We start from the raw sequence: 16007 nt of genomic DNA on the forward strand, positions 1-16007 counted from the left end.
GCCGCCGCGTCGCCGTACCGCTCAGCGGGCCAGCCATGCCCTCTCCAGCTGGACGCGTCCGTAACCGGGCAGGGTCGGCAGGCCGCGCACCGGGGCCGCCGCGAGGTCGATGCCGTCGGCCACGCCCCACAGCAGGTAGCCGGAGTCGTCGTGCTCGATCTGCTGGAGCTCGCGCAGCGCCTCGGCGCGCTCGGCGGCGTCCTCGGTGGCGGTGACCTTCCGGTACGCCGCGTCGAACTCGGCGTTGTCCCAGGCGGCTTCGTTCTGTGCCGAGTCGGAGATCATGGTCTTGCTGGCGAGGAAGACGACGGAGTCGTTGGTGCCCCAGTACGTGGTGTAGAGGTCGCCCTTGAGCCATGTCTTGTCCCAGAAGGTGGCGGACTCCTGCTTGACCACCTCGATCCGTACACCGGCCTCGCGGACCTGGGTGGCGAAGAGCGTCGCGGACTCGGCGAGGCCGGAGATGTCCTCGGTGGTCAGCAGCCTGTACGTCCTGGAGGTGTCGAAGCCGGCCTCCTTCAGCAGCTTCCTGGCCCTCGCCAGGTCGCGCTCGCGCTGCGGGATGTCCTTGGCGTAGGCGGGGTCGCCGGTGCCGAGGATGTCGTTGCCGACCTTGCCGTAACCGGACAGCACCTGCTCGACCATCGCTTCGCGGTCCACGGCCAGCTTCAGCGCCTCGCGCACCCTGGGGTCGGCGAAGGGGCCGGACCCCGTGCGCATGACGACGGGCATCGCCATGTCGTCGGGGCGGCGGACGACCTGAATGTCCTTGCGCTTCTCGGCCGTGCGGGCGGCGACCGCGCCGACGTTGGAGGCGACGTCGATCTGTCCGGCGAGCAGGGCGTTGGACATGGCCTGCGGGGACTCGAAGATCTTGACCTCGACGGCGTCGAGGAGGACTTCGCCGCCGTACCAGTCGTCGTTGCGCACGAGCCGGGCGTTGCCGGAGCGGAACCACTCCAGTTTGAACGGGCCGGTGCCCGGGGCCTTCCCGATGTCCTTGTCCTTCGTGCCCTTCGGGAGGACGAAGGTGGTCAGGCGCAGGAGCAGGGGCAGTTCGGCGTTGGCGTAGTCCGAGACCAGGACGACGGTGCGGTCGCCCTCGGCCTTGATGTCCGCGGCCTTGATGCCGGGCAGCCGGGAGGCGCCGGAGGGGGTGCCGCGCAGCCGGCGCAGCGACCAGACGACGTCCTCGGCGGTGACCGGGGTGCCGTCGTGGAACGTGGCGCCCTCGGCGAGGGTGAGGCGCCAGGTCTTCAGGTCGTCCGACGCCTTCCAGCCGGTGGCCAGGCGCGGGGCGGTGTTGCTCTTGGCGCCGGGGGCGGTGAGCGTGTCGTGGACGAGCGCGATGACGAGGTAGTCGCTCTCGTTGGCCTGGGTTCCGTGCGGATCGCGCGTGATGGCGCCGGCCCGGCCGAGGGCGCCGATTCTGAGAGTGCCGCCCTTCCTGGGCTTGGCGTCCGCGCCGACGGGACCGGCCGCGGTGCCGCCGTTCCCCGAGCAGGCGGCGAGGAGTGCCGTCGTGACTGTCGCTCCGCCGGCCCACAGCACTTGACGCCTGTTCATTTCCACGTACGTCCCCGTTCCGCTTCGCCCAATCATGCTTAGGTTTGCCTACCCTAATGTTGCCGCGACCGCAACCCCACCCCCTTCCTCAACCACGTTCCCGGCGGCCCGACTTGGGGACGACTTCAAGCGAACATGACTTAAAACTAAGGTTTGCCTAACCTAAGTTCGCTGCTACGTTCGGCCCGTCCCTGCCACCCACGGAACGGACGACCTTGCCATGAGCACGGCAGCCGCACCTGTCCGCCAGCTCGACACCCGCACGGCGGACGAACTCCGCCGGGCCGCGGAGGAAATCCTCGCCGAATCCGGCACGTCCGCTGTCTCCCGGCCCCTGCTGGAGCAGGTCGCCCGGCGCGCCGGAGAGTTCAGTGGCACCTTGCGCCATCACTGCCGCCCCGTCGACACCGCCGACGGCCTGTTCGTCCTGCGCGGTCTCGAAGTCGACGACGAGGCTCTCGGCCCGACACCCGCCGACTGGGCGGGCGCCCGCCGGAGCGGCGCCGTGCACGACATCGGCCTGCTGCTGCTCGCCACCGTGATGGGCACTCCCCTCGCCTGGGAGGGCCAGCAGGACGGCCACTTCATCCACAACATCGTGCCGTCCACCGGCCACGAGACCGAACAGACCGGCGCCAGCAGCACCGTGCTCCTCAGCCCGCACACCGAGGACGCCTTCCACCCCGGCCGCGCCCACCTGCTGATGCTCGGCTGCATGCGCAACCACGACAACATCGCCACCACCGCCGCGAGCATCCGCAGAGCCCGCCTGACGGACGAGGACATCGCCGTCCTGACGCGCCCGGCGCTGCCGATCCTCCCCGACGACGCCTACGCCGACGCCCGGGGTCACGCCGATGGGGCGCCCCCTCCCGTACCGGCCCTGTACGCGTGCGACGAAGGGCTGACGCTGCGCTTCGACCCGGCGTACACGCCGCTGGAGAACGCCGACGAGGAGTACCGGGCCGCGTACAGCCGGCTGGCGGCGGAACTGGCCCGCGTCTCGGTCGCGGTCAGCCTCGCGCCGGGTGAGGTCCTCGTCGTCGACAACGACCTGGTGGTGCACGGCCGGGTGCCGTTCGTGCCGCGGTACGACGGCACCGACCGGTGGCTCAAGCGCGCCTCCGTCCGCGTCCCCGGGCGGCGCACCCGCCCCCCGGCGGAAGCCCGCGAGCACGGCTACGGACAGACCGCCCTCGAAGCGCACGCCGCCTGAACACCCGCCCACGGACCGGAGGGACCCACCATGACCGGCACGCCGACCGCCCCCGACGACAAGCACCTGCGGATCCTCTCCACCAGCGACCTGGCCGGGATCGACATATCCCTGGCCGACGTGGTCGACACGGTGGAGGGCGCCTACCGCACCCTGCACGCCGGGGAGTCCGACAACCCGCGCAAGCTGACCGTCGCACCGCGCGACGGACACTCGGTGTCGTACGCGATGCTCGGCCGGGACGGCTCCCGCGACGTCGTCGCGATCAAGACCTCGTACAAGCACGGCCTCGACAAGGACCGCGCCGCGCAGCACTACTACACGGCGCTCACCCTGTACGACGACGTCACCGGCCTTCCGCTGGCGATGATGGACTGCTCCCGCATCGGCTCGCTGCGCACCCCCGCCGTCTCCGCGCTGCTGGCGCGCGAACTCGCCGTCCCCGGCGCCCGCAGCGCGCTCGTCATCGGTACGGGCACCCAGGGCCGCCTCGCGCTTCCCTTCCTGCTCACCACGCTGCCGGACCTGGACCGCCTGATGCTGTCCGGCACCCACCCCGACGGCATCGCCGCCGTACGCGAGCAGGTGCGGGCCCACTTCCCGGACCGTGACGTGGAGGTCGTCGCCGACCTGCGGTCCGCCGCCGGCGAAGCCGACGTCGTGGTCGCCACCGCCGGGCCCCACACGCCCGCCGCCGTCGAGGCCGAGTGGCTGAAACCCGGCGCGCTGTCCGTGCTCGTCGGCCACGGCCTCGCGCCCTCGGCCCTGCACGGGGCCGACCGGGTCGTCGCGACGAGCGAGGCCCAGATGAACGTCACCGGCACGGACATGGCCGACGCCGACGGCAAACTCCCGGCCGTCGACGCCGAGTTCCCGCCCGTGATCGCGGGGGCGGCGGTCGGCCGCCGCTCTCCCGACGAGCGGATCTTCGCGTACAACAGCGGTCTCGTCGTCACCGACATCGCCCTCGGCCACCGCTTCGCCCAGCTCGCCCTCGCCCAGGGGCTGGGCACCGAGGTGGCGCTGTGGCAGTGAGCACCGCCGGCTGGCCCACGCTGCCCGCCCTGCCCGACCCGGCCACCGCCGCGGTCCTCGGCAGCGGGCTGCTGGAGGAACTCTCGTACGCCCTCGGGGGCCCGTTCCACTTCCTGCTGCCCGAGGCCTTCGACGCCAATCTCCGGGAGCTGCGGGCGGCTCTGGACGAAGCGGGCGTGGACGGGTCCGTGTACTACGCGAAGAAGGCCAACAAGGCCGCCCTGTGGGTCGAGCGCTGCTCCCTCAACGGCGCGGGCGTGGACGTCGCGTCGGCGGGCGAGCTGCGGGAGGCCCTCGGACACGGCGTACGCGGCGAGGACATCGTCGTCACGGGACCGGCGAAGGATGCCTGCCTGCTGCGGCTCGCGACGCAGCACGGCGCCCTGGTCGCCGTCGACGCGCTCGACGAACTCGACGCGCTCGTCGCCACGGCGCTGAGCGGCACGCGGCGCCCCGCCAGGCTGCTGCTGCGCTGCCTGCCGCCGGACCAGCGGCAGAGCCGCTTCGGCATGAACGACGCCGAACTGGCCACCGCGACGGAGGTGTGCCTGCGGGCGGGTGACGCCGTACGCATGGAGGGCTACAGCTTCCACTTGTCGGGATACGCGATCCAGCCGCGCGCCGATCTCGCGGCGCACCTCGTCGGCCTGTGCCTCAAGGCCCGCGTCCAGGGCCTGGAGGCCGGCCGCGTCAGCATCGGCGGCGGCCTGCCGGTGAGTTACACCGACGCGGACAGCTGGCACACCTTCCTCAGCGGGCAGAGCAGTCGGCACTACCACGCGGGCAAGTCGTTCAGCAGCGGTGACTTCTACCCCTATTACGCACCGGCCGCCGGAGCCGACGCGCTGCGCGCCCTCCTGGCGGCCCGCCCCGAGGGGCACGCGGGGAGCCTCGCCGGACTGCTCAGGGAGGCCGGGGTCGAGCTGCTGATGGAGCCCGGACGCGCCCTGCTGGACCGGGCGGGTGCGACCGTGTTCCGGGTCCAGGGCGTCAAGGAGCGGGGCGGCTACCGGCTGCTGACCGTCGACGGGAGCAGCCTGAGCCTGTCGGAGCAGTGGTTCAACAGCGAGTACCTGCCCGATCCGCATCTGATCTCGCGCGGTACGGACGCTCCTTCCGGTACGTGGCCCGCCTGCGTCGGGGCCGCGACCTGCCTGGAGTCGGACATGGTCAGCTGGCGGAAGATCCCCTTCCGCCGCCGGCCCGGCATCGGCGACCTGCTGGTCTACCCCAACACCGCCGGCTATCAGATGGACTCCAACGAGTCGCCCTTCCACGACCTGGCCATCCCGCCGAAGGTCGTCGTCGACCACACCGGACGCCCGCGCCCGCGCTGGCGGCTGGACCGTCACTTCACCTGACAGGAGCATGCGAAATGCCCGGAGCACTCCAGCGCCCCGCCGTGGTCTCCCGCGTGTCCGACCTCATCGGCCGCACTCCCCTGCTGGAACTGGCCACCACCGAGACCGGCAGCCGTCTGCTGCTGAAACTGGAGATGTTCAACCCCACGGGTACGGCGAAGATCCGGATGGCGCGCCAGATGATCACCGACGCCGAGGAGCGCGGTGAACTGCGCCCCGGCGGCCGGATCGTCGAGTCCACCTCGGGCAACACCGGCCTCGGGCTCGCCGTCGTGGCCGCCGAACGCGGCTACACCTTCACCGCCGTCGTCGACAGCCACGCCTGCGCCGACAAACTGCGCGCGATGAAGGCGCTGGGGGCCGAACTCGTGTACGTCGACGAGGACGGCGCCGGGGAGCTGGCGACGGCCGCCCGCGAGGAACTCGCCGAAGAGCTGGCCCGGGACCGGGACAACACCGTCTTCACCGAGCAGCACAACAACCCGAGCAACGGCGTCGGCTACCGCCCCGTCGCCCATGAACTCCACGAGGCCCTCGACGGCCGGCTCGACGTCCTCATCGGCGCGGTCGGCACCGGCGGGGCCCTGTGCGGCACCGCCCGCGAACTGCGCCGGCTCGTCCCCCGCTTCTCGACCGTCGGCGTCGAACCGAAGGGGTCGATCGCGTTCGGCGGCCCCGCCCACGACTACTACCAGTCGGGCACGGGAACCCCCGAGGGGGCCGAGATAGGCGCCCTGGTCGACTTCTCCCTGATCGACGAGGGCGTGAAGGTCGGGGACGTCGAAGCGTTCGCGGCCTGCCGCGCCGTCGCGCGTACGGGCCTGCTGATCGGCGGGTCGGCGGGGGGCGTCGTACACGAAGCCCTGACCCGGCTGCCCGCTCTCCCGCCCCGTACCACTATGGTCGCGCTGGTCAACGACGGCGGGGAGAAGTACATGGACAGCGTCTACGACGACGACTGGATGCGGGAGCGGGGTCTGCTCGACCCCGCCGCCGAGCGGGAGATCGAAGAGCTCCTCACCAAACTCCGCGGGAACCGATGACCCCGATGCCGGCCACTCTCCTGCGCGACAGCCGCGCCCTCGCCGCCCTCGCCGTCCCGCTCGTCCTCACCCAGCTCGCGCAGGTCGCGCTCACCACCACCGACACCGTGATGATGGGCATGCTCGGCACCCGGGAACTGGCGGCGGGCGGCCTGGCCCTCGTCATCTTCAACCAGCTGCGCACCATGGGCGTGGGTCTGGTCACCTCCGTCGGCAACCAGATCGCCGCGGCGGCGGCCCGCGCCGAGCAGGCCACCGCGGACGCGGCGTCCCGGGGCGTACCGGACGGCCGGACGGAGGAGCGGCGCGAGGACGTGCGCGCCGTCGTGCGCGCGAGCCTGGCCGTGGCGACACTGGCCGGTGCCGCCGGCGCCGTACTCATGATCCTCATCGGCCAGGTGCTCGTGCGGCTCGGCCAGGACGCCGCCGTCGTCGAGCTGACCCGGACCATGCTGCTCGCCCTGGCGCCCGGCCTGCTGCCGTGTCTGTGGTTCCAGGCCGTCCGCCAGTTCACGGTCGGCATGCGCCGGCCGCAGGCGCTGCTCCAGATCACCATCGCGTCGATCGCCGTCAACGCGGGCCTGAACTGGGTCCTGATCCACGGCACTTGGGGCCTTCCGCAGCTCGGCCTCACCGGCATCGGCGTCGCCACGTCCACCGTCCACCTCCTGTCCTTCGTCGCCCTGTACGTCTCGGCGAAGCGGGACGGCGAGCTGGCGCCCCTGTTGACACTGAACGCGGCCAAGGCCGATCCGGCCACCGTCAGGCGGCTCCTCGGCCTCGGGGTGCCGATCGCGGCGACGTACGGCTCGGAGGCCGGTTTCTTCTCCGTCACCGCGCTGATGGCCGGGGCCTTCGGGCCCGCCGCCCTCGCCGCGCACACGGCCGTCAACCAGCTCGTCTACATCGTCTTCCAGGTGGCCGTCGGGCTCTCGCACGCCGCGTCCATCCACGTCAGCCGCGAGCTCGCCCTCGGCCGCAGCGACGACGCGCGCCGCATCAAGAACACCGCGCTCGCCTGCGCGGCGGCCGTCATGGCGGTCGTGGGCGCCGTCTATCTCACCGTGCCCCGGCTCGTCCTGCGTCCCTTCCTGGACTCCGGCTCGGACCAGGCGCTGGCCATCGCCACGCAGCTGCTCGTCGTCACGGCCTTCCTCCAGTTCTTCGACTGCGCGCAGAACATCGGGGTCGGGCTGCTGCGCGGCCTCGACGACACGAAGAGCGGTTTCCGCATCACCCTGATCGGCTACTGGGCGGTCGGCCTCCCCGCGGCGTGGCTCCTCGCCCACCCCCTGGGGCTCGACACGCTGGGCATCTGGCTCGGCCTGCTCACCGGTCTGGCCACCACCGCCGCGCTGCTCCTGCGCCGGTACTCCAGCTCCCTCGCCGCCCGGACCGGCACCCGTTCGGCAGTAGCGCCCGCGTAGCAACCGGAAACCTGACAGATAATCGTATATTTTCCGTCAGTGATCATTTCTGTACGAAGATCGGCAGCAGCGGTCGTGCTCGGCGCGGCTCTCGTCGGGTGCGGCAGCGGCACCGGCGAGTCACGGGGCTCGCTCGCCACCCAGCCATCGGCCTCTGCCTCTGCCTCTGCCTCCGCCTCCGCCTCCGGGCGGCCCGCCCCCGACCCGTCACCGGAGCGGGCCGCGCCGCCCACCCTCGCGGCGGGCCCCGGCGGTCTCACCCCCGTCTTCGAACGCGCCCTCGACACCCGTACCAAAACCGTCGCGCTGACCTTCGACGCCGACATGACGGCGGACCAGGGTCCGCGGGCCGCGGGCGGCGAGCACTTCGACAACCCCGCCCTGATCGCCTCGCTGCGCAGGCTGAAGGTGCCGGCGACGGTCTTCATGACGGGGCGCTGGGCCGAGGAGTACCCGGACCAGGCACGCTCCATCGGGCGGGACCCGCTCTTCGAGATCGCCAACCACTCGTACAGCCACCACGCCTTCACGTCCCCCTGCTACGGCCTGCCGACGGTCTCCGGGCAGCGGATGCGCACCGACGTGGAGCGCGCCTTCGCCGCGTTCCGCAAGGCGGGAGCGCGGAACGTCGTCCCGTACTTCCGTTTCCCCGGCGGCTGTTACGACGACGGGGCCCTGCGCGCACTGGCCCCGGCGAAGGTGACGGCGGTCCAGTGGGACGTGGTGAGCGGCGACGCGTTCGCGCGCGACGGGGAAGCGGTGACCGAGCAGGTCCTGGCGGGTGTGCGGCCCGGCTCGGTGGTGGTGATGCACTGCACGCGCAGCGCGGCGCCGGTGACCGAGCAGGCGGTCCTGCGGATCGTGCCGGAGCTGCGCGAGCGCGGCTACCGCTTCGTGAAGGTGTCCGAGCTCATGAAGCGCTGAGAGAGCCGAGGGAACGGGCCGGTACTTCGTACAGCGTCTCCATGCCGTCCTCCTCGTCCCACAGTTCGCCGGCCTCCGTGAAGCCGAAGCCGGCGATGGTGGCCAGGGACGCCACGTTGTCGGGCCGGATCGACGCCCGGACCGTGGTCGCACCCGGCTCGGCGGCGGCCCGGCGCAGCAGTTCGGTGAGGGTGGCCCTGGCGTATCCCCGGCGGCGGAAGGCCGGGTCGACGGCATAGCCGATCTCGACCATGCCCCGGTCGTCGGGCGGTCCGTGGAACCCGCCGTGCCCGACGACGGCGCCGCCGGGCCCGCACACCGCGAGCCGCTCGCACCAGTGCGCCCGCGCGGGGTCGCCGGCCATCTGCCCGAGGCGGTAGCGCCACAGCCACAACGCGCTGCCGGTCAGGAAGAAGTCGGTCAGGGCGACCCCGGCCCCGGCACTCGCGCCGGCCAGGTCACCGTCCAGCAGGGCGGTCATGACCGCCCCGTCCAGCCGCACGAAGCGGATCTGCTGCTGCTCGTCTTGGTCTGTCACCGTGCGGATGATCCCGGGGCCCCGACGGGCTGTCCACCGGATTTCACCCCGAGCAGGCCGTGCGCTGCGCCTCCTGCCATGCACAGACGGGGCAGTACACGACGCCCTTGACCGACTCCGGGTACTCGGTCGGCTTCCGGCACAGCACACATTCGGCGTACGGCGGGGTCTTCTCGTCCATGCGTACGAGCCTACTCAGCCGCGCCGCGAACTGAGCGCGCAGACCACCGCGGCCGCACCGCCCGCGATCAGCGCGGCGAGGGCGAGCGGCACCACCGGGATGTGCACCGCTCCGGTTCGCGACCCCGTGACGAGACCGGCGACGGCGGACCGCGCAGGCGATCCCGCGCCCACCAGGGCCAGCAGCGCGCCGAGCGCGGTGGCCGGCACCGACCAGCCGGGCCTGCGCAGCAGCGGCCAGGTGCACAGCGCGCCGACCGCCGCCCCGACGAGCGCGCACACCAGCACGGCGAGCAGCCCCGCCAGCGCGGCCGGCCCCGGCAGAACGGCCACCCGCCCGTCGCCACTGGCCGCCTTGCTGATCAGCGCCACCACAGCGGTCGCCGCCCCGCCGAGGACGACGGCGCCGCCCAGCGCGGCGAGCAGGCACGCGAGGTGAACCCGCGCGGGCGAGGTCGCCGCGGCGGCGCAGTCGCGGGCGGCGGGCGGCTCGTTGGCCGTGCAGATCCGGACGAGCCAGGCGGCCACGGGCAGCAGGCCGGCGGCGGCGTAGCCGAGCGAGTCGAGCACCGGCTGCCCGGGCCGCACCCCGACGACGAGGAACACCCCGTACAGCAGAACGGGCGGCAGCCACCGCTGCGACCGCAGGAGCAGCGCCACCTGATACCGGACAAGCGCACTCACCGCCCGGCCCGCCTCCTCACCGGCGCAGAGCCTCCGCCGTCCGCGTCCGCCACATCTGCCACGTCTGCCGCGTCCGCCGCGTCCGCCGCGTCCGGCAGCGCGGCACTGTCACCGTGCCCGCCGTCCCCAAGGTCCGGGGCGGCGGAAAGCACCCCTCGCACGTGCCACGGCGGACGGGCGCCCAGGAGCGCTCGCAGCACCGCGTCCGAGTGCACCGCCGGCACCGTCAGGCGTACGCCGCCGTCCGGGCCGCGCACCACTTCCGGGGCTCCGGGCAGCCCGGCCGGCAGCGGCGCTCCCTCCGGGCCCACCGCGTCGATCCGCGTCCGGGGCCCGGACGCGGCCGCACCGGAGCCGGCGGCGACCGCCCGCACCACTCCCCCGCCCCCGACCCGGAGCACCGCGTCCACCGCTCCCGCCAGGCGCCCCGCGTCGTGGTCGACGAAGACCACCGTCGCGCCGGCCGCCACCCGCTCGGCCACCACCCGGTCCAGCTCGCCCCGGGCCCCCGCGTCCAGCCCGGTCCACGCCTCGTCCAGGACGAGCAACTCCGGTTCCGCGACGAGCGCCTGGGCCACGGCGACCTTCTGGCTGGTGCCCTTGGACAGCTCGGACAGCGGCGTACGAGCGTACCCCGCCGCCCCGAACCGCTCCAGCCACTCGCCGGCCCGGTCCCGCGCCACCGACCGCTCCAGCCCGTGGATCCGCCCGAGGTGGACGAGGTACCCGGTGGCGGTGAACGGCAGCGCCGCCGGGAAGCGTTCGGGGACGTACGCCGTGCGCGGCCGCCCCTCCACCCGCCCGGCCGTGGGCGCGTCGATACCCGCGAGCAGCCGCAGCAGCGTCGACTTCCCACTGCCGTTGGCGCCCTCGACCCGCACCAGGGCGCCCCCTCGCCGCGCCGGTCCGGGCAGGCCGGAGCCAAGACCGAGGCCGGGTCCGGGACCGAGGTCGAGGTCCACGCCGCGCAGGATCCAGGGGCCGCCGACGCCGTACCGGCGGCCCACCCCGACGAGTCTCAGCACCGTCAGCCGGACGCCGGCTTCTCGGCCTTGAGCTCGCTCGGCCGGACGATGACGAAGCCGTCGCCCTGGAGCATCAGCTGGACCGCCTCGCCCGAGCCGCCCCGGATCATGGAGCCGACCGACTGCGAGCGGTGCAGCGACGTGCTGAGCTGGGCGCTCCAGCCCACCACCGCGTCGGTGTCGACGTACACCGGCTGCTGCTGGGTCACGGGGATCACGATGGGGCTGCCCTCGCAGATCACGGCGAGCTTGCCGTATCCGGTGAAGAGGCTGTTGAAGAGGCCACCACCGGTCATGCCGGCGCCCTTCACCGTCTTGATCTCGTACGAGAGGGTCGCGTCGAAGCACAGCACGTTGCGGCCGTTGACGGTGAGCGCGTCGCCCTGCTCGATGTCGACGATGAAGCAGTTCTGCGCCTCGTGCGCGAACCACGCCTCGCCCTGGCCGCGCACCGCCATCAGCGCCAGGCCCTCGCCGGTCACCGCGCGCTTGAGCATGCCGCCGATGCCCTGGCCCCTGCGCTCGAACTGGAGGTTGCCGCGGAAGGCGATCATCGAACCCTGCCGGGCGTGCATCTCTCCGTTGACCGCGTACTTCACCGACTTGGCGTTCTGGAGGGTCATTCCGGGGACAGTGGCCTGCTGCGCCATGTTCTCTGTGGCAAAAAGATCGCTCTTCATGCGGAGCATCCTCGCCCGGAGCCGTTGGTTCCGCCAAGCTGCCCGGGGAGGAGATGTCCTCCGGCCCGGCTGGCAGACTGGGCCGGGTGAGCGACAACGGCATCCCCGAGACCCCCGGCAGTCCCTTCCGGCACGAGCGGACGGCGCGCGACGAGGCCCCCCAGTTCGTGCTGCCCCTCGTCGTGCACATCGAGAAGGCCGATCCGCCGGCCCGTACGGACGCCCTGGAGACCGCGGCCCGCGCGGTGCTGATGATGCTCTCCGACGAGCGGTCGCTGGGCGAGGGCGAATGGGCCGGGGCCGTGCGGCTCTGGCAGGACGCCCGGATCCGCAAGGTGGTGCGGCGGGCGCGCGGCGCGGAGTGGCGCAAGGCGTCCGCGCTGCCCGGCATCACGGTCACGGGGAACCCAGGGAAACCAGGGAACCCAGGAAACGCAGAGGCCGCAGGGAGCCCGGCGGAGGTGCGGGTCTTCCCGCCCGTGCCGCTGGACGGCTGGCCCAAGGAGCTGGCGAAGCTCCAGGTCTCGGGGACGGACCTGGACGATCCGGAGCCCCCGGCCCCGGCCGCCGCCGGCGGCGCGGTGCTGTGGCTGAGCCCGGATCTGGACATGTCGGCGGGCAAGGCGATGGCGCAGGCCGGCCACGGAGCCCAGCTCGCCTGGTGGGAGCTGTCGGAGGTGGAGCGAAAGGCGTGGCAGGCCGCCGGTTTCCCGCTCGCGGTGCGTACGTCCGAGGCCGGGCGGTGGCGGGAGCTCACCGCGAGCGGGCTGCCGGTCGTGCGGGACGCGGGGTTCACGGAGATCGCGCCCGGCTCCTGCACGGTGGTCGCGGACCATCCGGCGCTGCGCGGGGCGCCGCGCCCCTGAACCGGGTTTCTCCCGTACGCCGTTGAACGCGTCGGACGCGTCACACGTACCCACGGATACCTGCAAGCAGGTTGTCCGGCCGTCCGGCAGACGGTTGGTTCGTCGGTGTCACGTATCGGCCCGGGAGACATCTTGTTGCGACGCATCAACGGAACCGCGCTCGTCATCGCGGCACTTGTCGCCACCATCGGCGCACTCGCCTTCCCCGTCTGGTCCTACGCGGACCGTTCGGGCACCGGTCAGGCCAATCTGAACGCCTCCACGGTCGCGACCCAGTGGGGCCCGCTCTCCGCCACCGACCGGGACCTGCTGGTGAAGGTGCGGCTGGCGGGCCTGTGGGAGCTGCCCGCCGGGCAGCAGGCGATCGAGCGCGCCCCGAGCGAGGCGATAAAGGAGGCCGGCGACCACCTGGTCGTCGGCCACACCGACCTCGACAAGCGGGCCCGCACGGTGGCCGCCCAGCTCGGCGTACCACTGCCCAACCAGCCCACCGAACAGCAGCAGGGCTGGCTCAGGGAGCTGTCGGCGGCGAGCGGGCAGGAGTACGAGCGGAAGTTCGCCAACCTCCTGCGCAACGCGCACGGCAAGGTCTTCTCCCTGATAGCCCAGGTCCGGCACACCACCCGCAACAGCCTCATCCGGCAGCTGGCGAGCGACTCCAACCAGACCGTTCTCGACCACATCACCATGCTGGAGGCCACCGGCCTGGTCGACTTCGACGCCTTGGCGAACGAGGCCGCGGGCACCACCACCGCCAGCCCCTCGGGTCCCCCGCCGCCCGACGGCTCGGTCACGGTCCCGTCGCCCCCGCCGGCGGAGCCGACCGGTGACCAGACCTTCACCTCGCGGCCCTCCGCGCAGCCGGAGGGCGAGATCGGCAGCCCGGCGGTCAACACGGACCGCCCCGCTCCGTCGCCGTAACCTCAAATCAACCTCTGAACGTCCCCTCCCGCGGATTCGCCGCCGCTCGCCGGGGCCATTACCCCTGCACGAAGCGGTGGAGGGGGAACCATGGAACGTCTCGGTACGGGGATCGGCTGGCGGCCGGAGACAGCCGACGCGGTGGAGCGGCTGCCCGGGATCGACTGGGTCGAGGCGGTCGCGGAGAACATCTGCCCCGGCCACCTCCCCGACTCCCTCCTCCGGCTGCGCGCACGCGGCACGCGGGTGATCCCGCACGGCGTCTCGCTGGGCCTGGGGGGCGCCGACCGTCCGGACGAGGGCCGGCTGGCGGACCTGGCGGCGACGGCCGAGGCCCTGGGGGCCCCGCTGGTCACCGAGCACATCGCGTTCGTACGGGCGGGCGGCCCCCTCACGGCGAGCCCGCGTCTGGAGGCGGGGCACCTGCTGCCGGTGCCCCGCACCTGGGACGCCCTCGACGTGTTGTGCGAGAACGTCCGCATCGCGCAGGACTCCCTGCCGGTGCCGCTGGCGCTGGAGAACATCGCGGCGCTGGTCAACTGGCCGGACGAGGACATGACGGAGGGTCAGTTCCTGGCGGAGCTCGTGTCCCGCACCGGCGTCCGCCTCCTGATCGACGTGGCCAACCTCCACACCAACCACGTGAACCGGGGCGAGGACCCTTCGGACGCGCTGGACGAGCTCCCGGTGGAGGCGATCGCGTACGTCCACGTGGCGGGCGGCGTCGAGAGGGACGGCGTCTGGCACGACACGCACGCCCACCCGGTGTCCCGGCCGGTCCTCGACATCCTGTCCGACCTCCGCTCGCGCACCGACCCTCCGGGTGTGCTCCTGGAACGCGACGACAACTTCCCGCCCCTGGAGGAACTGGCCGGGGAGCTGACCAGGATCCGCACGGCCCTGGCGGCCCCGCGCCGCCTCGCCCCCGGGCGCCGGACCCCCGGCCTGCCGGGCGGAGGCCGCGCCGGAGCCCCGGCACCGCTCCGCCCCGCACGCGCCGCCGACGCCGGTCCGGACGGCGACGCTCCGGACGAAGGCGGTGCCCGGGACGGCGGCGGCCCCGAGTGCGCCCCCGCCCGCACGCGCGTCGCGCTCGCGCAGACCGCGCTGCTCTCCGCGCTCGTCGCCGGGACTCCCGCCCCCGCGGGGTTCGACGCCGCACGCCTGCGGGTGCAGAGCCGCGCGCTCGCCGGCAAGCGGGCCGACGTCGTGGCCAAGGTCGCCCCGGAGCTGCCGGAGATCCTCGGGAGCGGCTACCGTGCCGCGTTCCTCGCGTACGCCGCCTCCCGCCCCATGACGTCCGGCCACCGCCGCGACGCGCTGGACTTCGCCGAGCACCTGCTGGCCACCGGCCGGCCCGTGGACGACGCCGCCCGCAGGCTCCTGACCCACTGGTGGCAGGACCGCGCGGCCCCGCGCCCGCCCCGCCGTACGACCCGACTCGCCCGTGCGGCGCGTGCCGCACTCCTCAGGAAGTGACACGCCGATGACCCTGGCCCTCCCGGCCCTGCTGATCACGCTCGCCGTGATCGCGGCCTCCCTCACCCTGACCCTCGGTGTCCAGGCCCTGCGCCGGTCCCCCGGCGGCCCCGCCCACGTCCACGACCTCATGGAGGTCGCGTTCCTGAACGGCGGCCCCGCCAGGACCGTGGACACCGCGCTCGCCACGATGCACTCCGACGGCCGCCTCGCGATCGGCGGCCCCGGCATCGCCTCGGCGCGGAGCACCCTCGCCCGTGACCCGGTGGAGCGGACCGTGTTCGCGGAGCTCGCCGCCGCGCCCAACGGCGCGCTGCACACCCTGCGGCACGCGGTGATGCGCAGCGCGACGGTCCAGGAGATCGGTGACAGCCTCGCGTTCCGCGGCCTGATGGTGGAGCCGTGGGCGGCCCGCAAATGGCGCTCCGGCAGCATCGTCCTGCTGGTGGCCTGCGCCCTCGGGGTGCCCGTCGCCCTGGTGGTGACGATGGTGGTGTCGGTCCTGGAGGAATCCTTCGCCCCGTTCGTCCTCCTGGTGCTGCCCGCCCTGGTCCTGGGGATCGTGTGCGGCGCGGTCAACGCGTCCCGGGCGGGGGCCAGGGTCACCCCTGCGGGCCGCGCGGCGGTCAGGGCGTACCGGGCCGCGCACGCGGACCGGTACGACGTGGGTCACCTGGTCGCCCTGAACGGCCTGCGGGCGCTGCCCGACCGCGTGCTGTGGGAGCAGTTGCGGACGGCGGCGCGGCTGACCCCCGGCATTCCCCGTGCCTCTTCCCGCAGGCCGTCGCCGGCCAACGGCGACAACAGCACCGCGTACGCGACGGTGGCCGTGGTCTGGTGCGCCGGTTCCAGCTCCGGCGCTTCGAGCTGCGGCTCCAGCTCGGGCGGTTCGGGCTCCGGGCACGACTCGGGGTCGGGAGGCTCCGGCGGGTCGAGCTGCGGCAGCGGCGGCGGATCCAGCTGCGGCAGCAGCGGTGGGTCCAGCTGCGGCGGCGGAGGCGGAGGCGGATCCAGTTGCGGAGGCGGAGGCGGATCCTGACGGGCCGACGCCCCCTCGCCGGC

At 73.3% G+C, this 16007-nt stretch carries 16 protein-coding genes; 10 read left to right on the top strand and 6 right to left on the bottom strand.

The genetic code is table 11. From position 1 onward, the window contains the following. Positions 1–21: 21 nt before the first annotated feature. On the bottom strand, positions 22–1566 hold the full coding sequence (locus ACWD0Y_RS09590; protein WP_450259810.1) for an ABC transporter substrate-binding protein: 1545 nt from the start codon (positions 1564–1566) through the stop codon (positions 22–24). A gap of 220 nt (positions 1567–1786) precedes the next feature. Here ACWD0Y_RS09590 and ACWD0Y_RS09595 point away from each other — a divergent pair, with 220 nt between their 5' ends. The 6 genes from ACWD0Y_RS09595 to ACWD0Y_RS09620 are packed head-to-tail and all read left to right on the top strand — an operon-like array spanning position 1787 to position 8572. Then, the gene (locus ACWD0Y_RS09595; RefSeq protein WP_450259811.1) at positions 1787–2782 is read left to right on the top strand and encodes a TauD/TfdA family dioxygenase; all 996 of its coding nucleotides are present in this window, start codon (positions 1787–1789) and stop codon (positions 2780–2782) included. Between the two features lie 30 nt (positions 2783–2812). Next, positions 2813–3817 carry an ornithine cyclodeaminase family protein gene (locus tag ACWD0Y_RS09600; RefSeq protein ID WP_450259812.1) on the top strand — a complete coding sequence of 335 codons (1005 nt, stop codon included), beginning with the start codon at positions 2813–2815 and terminating at the stop codon, positions 3815–3817. Then, positions 3808–5178 (top strand): Y4yA family PLP-dependent enzyme, encoded by a 1371-nt coding sequence (locus tag ACWD0Y_RS09605; protein WP_450259813.1) that lies wholly within the window; start codon positions 3808–3810, stop codon positions 5176–5178. Before ACWD0Y_RS09600 ends, ACWD0Y_RS09605 begins: the two co-directional genes overlap by 10 nt. A gap of 14 nt (positions 5179–5192) precedes the next feature. Continuing rightward, positions 5193–6221, top strand: a complete 1029-nt coding sequence (locus ACWD0Y_RS09610) for a cysteine synthase family protein (RefSeq protein ID WP_450259814.1) — start codon at positions 5193–5195, stop codon at positions 6219–6221. A gap of 5 nt (positions 6222–6226) precedes the next feature. After that, on the top strand, positions 6227–7648 hold the full coding sequence (locus ACWD0Y_RS09615; RefSeq protein ID WP_450259815.1) for an MATE family efflux transporter: 1422 nt from the start codon (positions 6227–6229) through the stop codon (positions 7646–7648). 39 nt (positions 7649–7687) lie between these two features. After that, positions 7688–8572, top strand: a complete 885-nt coding sequence (locus ACWD0Y_RS09620; protein ID WP_450259816.1) for a polysaccharide deacetylase family protein — start codon at positions 7688–7690, stop codon at positions 8570–8572. Here ACWD0Y_RS09620 and ACWD0Y_RS09625 read toward each other — a convergent pair. From ACWD0Y_RS09625 to ACWD0Y_RS09645, 5 genes are read right to left on the bottom strand one after another with little or no spacing between them, the layout of a single operon-like run. Beyond that, positions 8559–9110 (bottom strand): GNAT family N-acetyltransferase, encoded by a 552-nt coding sequence (locus ACWD0Y_RS09625; RefSeq protein ID WP_450259817.1) that lies wholly within the window; start codon positions 9108–9110, stop codon positions 8559–8561. The two genes, ACWD0Y_RS09620 and ACWD0Y_RS09625, sit on opposite strands and share 14 nt — an antisense overlap. Positions 9111–9153: 43 nt before the next feature. Then, on the bottom strand, positions 9154–9291 hold the full coding sequence (locus ACWD0Y_RS09630) for a hypothetical protein (RefSeq protein ID WP_176709970.1): 138 nt from the start codon (positions 9289–9291) through the stop codon (positions 9154–9156). Positions 9292–9305: 14 nt separating this feature from the next. Next, the gene (locus tag ACWD0Y_RS09635; protein ID WP_450259818.1) at positions 9306–9974 is read right to left on the bottom strand and encodes an ABC transporter; all 669 of its coding nucleotides are present in this window, start codon (positions 9972–9974) and stop codon (positions 9306–9308) included. Beyond that, positions 9971–10996, bottom strand: a complete 1026-nt coding sequence (locus ACWD0Y_RS09640) for an ATP-binding cassette domain-containing protein (protein ID WP_450259907.1) — start codon at positions 10994–10996, stop codon at positions 9971–9973. The genes ACWD0Y_RS09635 and ACWD0Y_RS09640 overlap by 4 nt, the downstream gene beginning before the upstream one ends. A gap of 5 nt (positions 10997–11001) precedes the next feature. Then, positions 11002–11679, bottom strand: coding sequence for an AIM24 family protein (locus ACWD0Y_RS09645; RefSeq protein ID WP_450259819.1), 678 nt, complete (start codon positions 11677–11679; stop codon positions 11002–11004). A 53-nt stretch (positions 11680–11732) separates the two neighbouring features. Here ACWD0Y_RS09645 and ACWD0Y_RS09650 point away from each other — a divergent pair, with 53 nt between their 5' ends. The 4 genes from ACWD0Y_RS09650 (at position 11733) to ACWD0Y_RS09665 (ending at position 15984) form a co-directional block, all read left to right on the top strand. Continuing rightward, positions 11733–12545 (top strand): peptidyl-tRNA hydrolase, encoded by an 813-nt coding sequence (locus ACWD0Y_RS09650; protein ID WP_450259820.1) that lies wholly within the window; start codon positions 11733–11735, stop codon positions 12543–12545. Positions 12546–12680: 135 nt separating this feature from the next. Beyond that, the gene (locus ACWD0Y_RS09655) at positions 12681–13466 is read left to right on the top strand and encodes a DUF4142 domain-containing protein (protein ID WP_450259821.1); all 786 of its coding nucleotides are present in this window, start codon (positions 12681–12683) and stop codon (positions 13464–13466) included. A gap of 90 nt (positions 13467–13556) precedes the next feature. Continuing rightward, a complete protein-coding gene (locus ACWD0Y_RS09660; protein ID WP_450259822.1) occupies positions 13557–14945 on the top strand; it encodes a DUF692 domain-containing protein in 1389 nt (462 codons plus the stop codon). A 7-nt stretch (positions 14946–14952) separates the two neighbouring features. Then, a complete protein-coding gene (locus ACWD0Y_RS09665; protein WP_450259823.1) occupies positions 14953–15984 on the top strand; it encodes a TIGR04222 domain-containing membrane protein in 1032 nt (343 codons plus the stop codon). Positions 15985–16007: the final 23 nt, after the last annotated feature.

The organism is Streptomyces altiplanensis (assembly GCF_053591575.1).

Excerpts from the sequence above, each read along its gene's own strand:
- ACWD0Y_RS09595 (WP_450259811.1), top strand. The coding sequence starts at position 1,787 with ATGAGCACGGCAGCCGCACCTGTCCGCCAGCTCGACACCCGCACGGCG.
- ACWD0Y_RS09660 (WP_450259822.1), top strand. The coding sequence starts at position 13,557 with ATGGAACGTCTCGGTACGGGGATCGGCTGGCGGCCGGAGACAGCCGAC.
- ACWD0Y_RS09645 (WP_450259819.1), bottom strand. The coding sequence starts at position 11,679 with ATGAAGAGCGATCTTTTTGCCACAGAGAACATGGCGCAGCAGGCCACT.
- ACWD0Y_RS09590 (WP_450259810.1), bottom strand. The coding sequence starts at position 1,566 with ATGAACAGGCGTCAAGTGCTGTGGGCCGGCGGAGCGACAGTCACGACG.
- ACWD0Y_RS09665 (WP_450259823.1), top strand. The coding sequence starts at position 14,953 with ATGACCCTGGCCCTCCCGGCCCTGCTGATCACGCTCGCCGTGATCGCG.
- ACWD0Y_RS09610 (WP_450259814.1), top strand. The coding sequence starts at position 5,193 with ATGCCCGGAGCACTCCAGCGCCCCGCCGTGGTCTCCCGCGTGTCCGAC.
- ACWD0Y_RS09630 (WP_176709970.1), bottom strand. The coding sequence starts at position 9,291 with ATGGACGAGAAGACCCCGCCGTACGCCGAATGTGTGCTGTGCCGGAAG.
- ACWD0Y_RS09650 (WP_450259820.1), top strand. The coding sequence starts at position 11,733 with ATGTCCTCCGGCCCGGCTGGCAGACTGGGCCGGGTGAGCGACAACGGC.
- ACWD0Y_RS09600 (WP_450259812.1), top strand. The coding sequence starts at position 2,813 with ATGACCGGCACGCCGACCGCCCCCGACGACAAGCACCTGCGGATCCTC.
- ACWD0Y_RS09615 (WP_450259815.1), top strand. The coding sequence starts at position 6,227 with ATGCCGGCCACTCTCCTGCGCGACAGCCGCGCCCTCGCCGCCCTCGCC.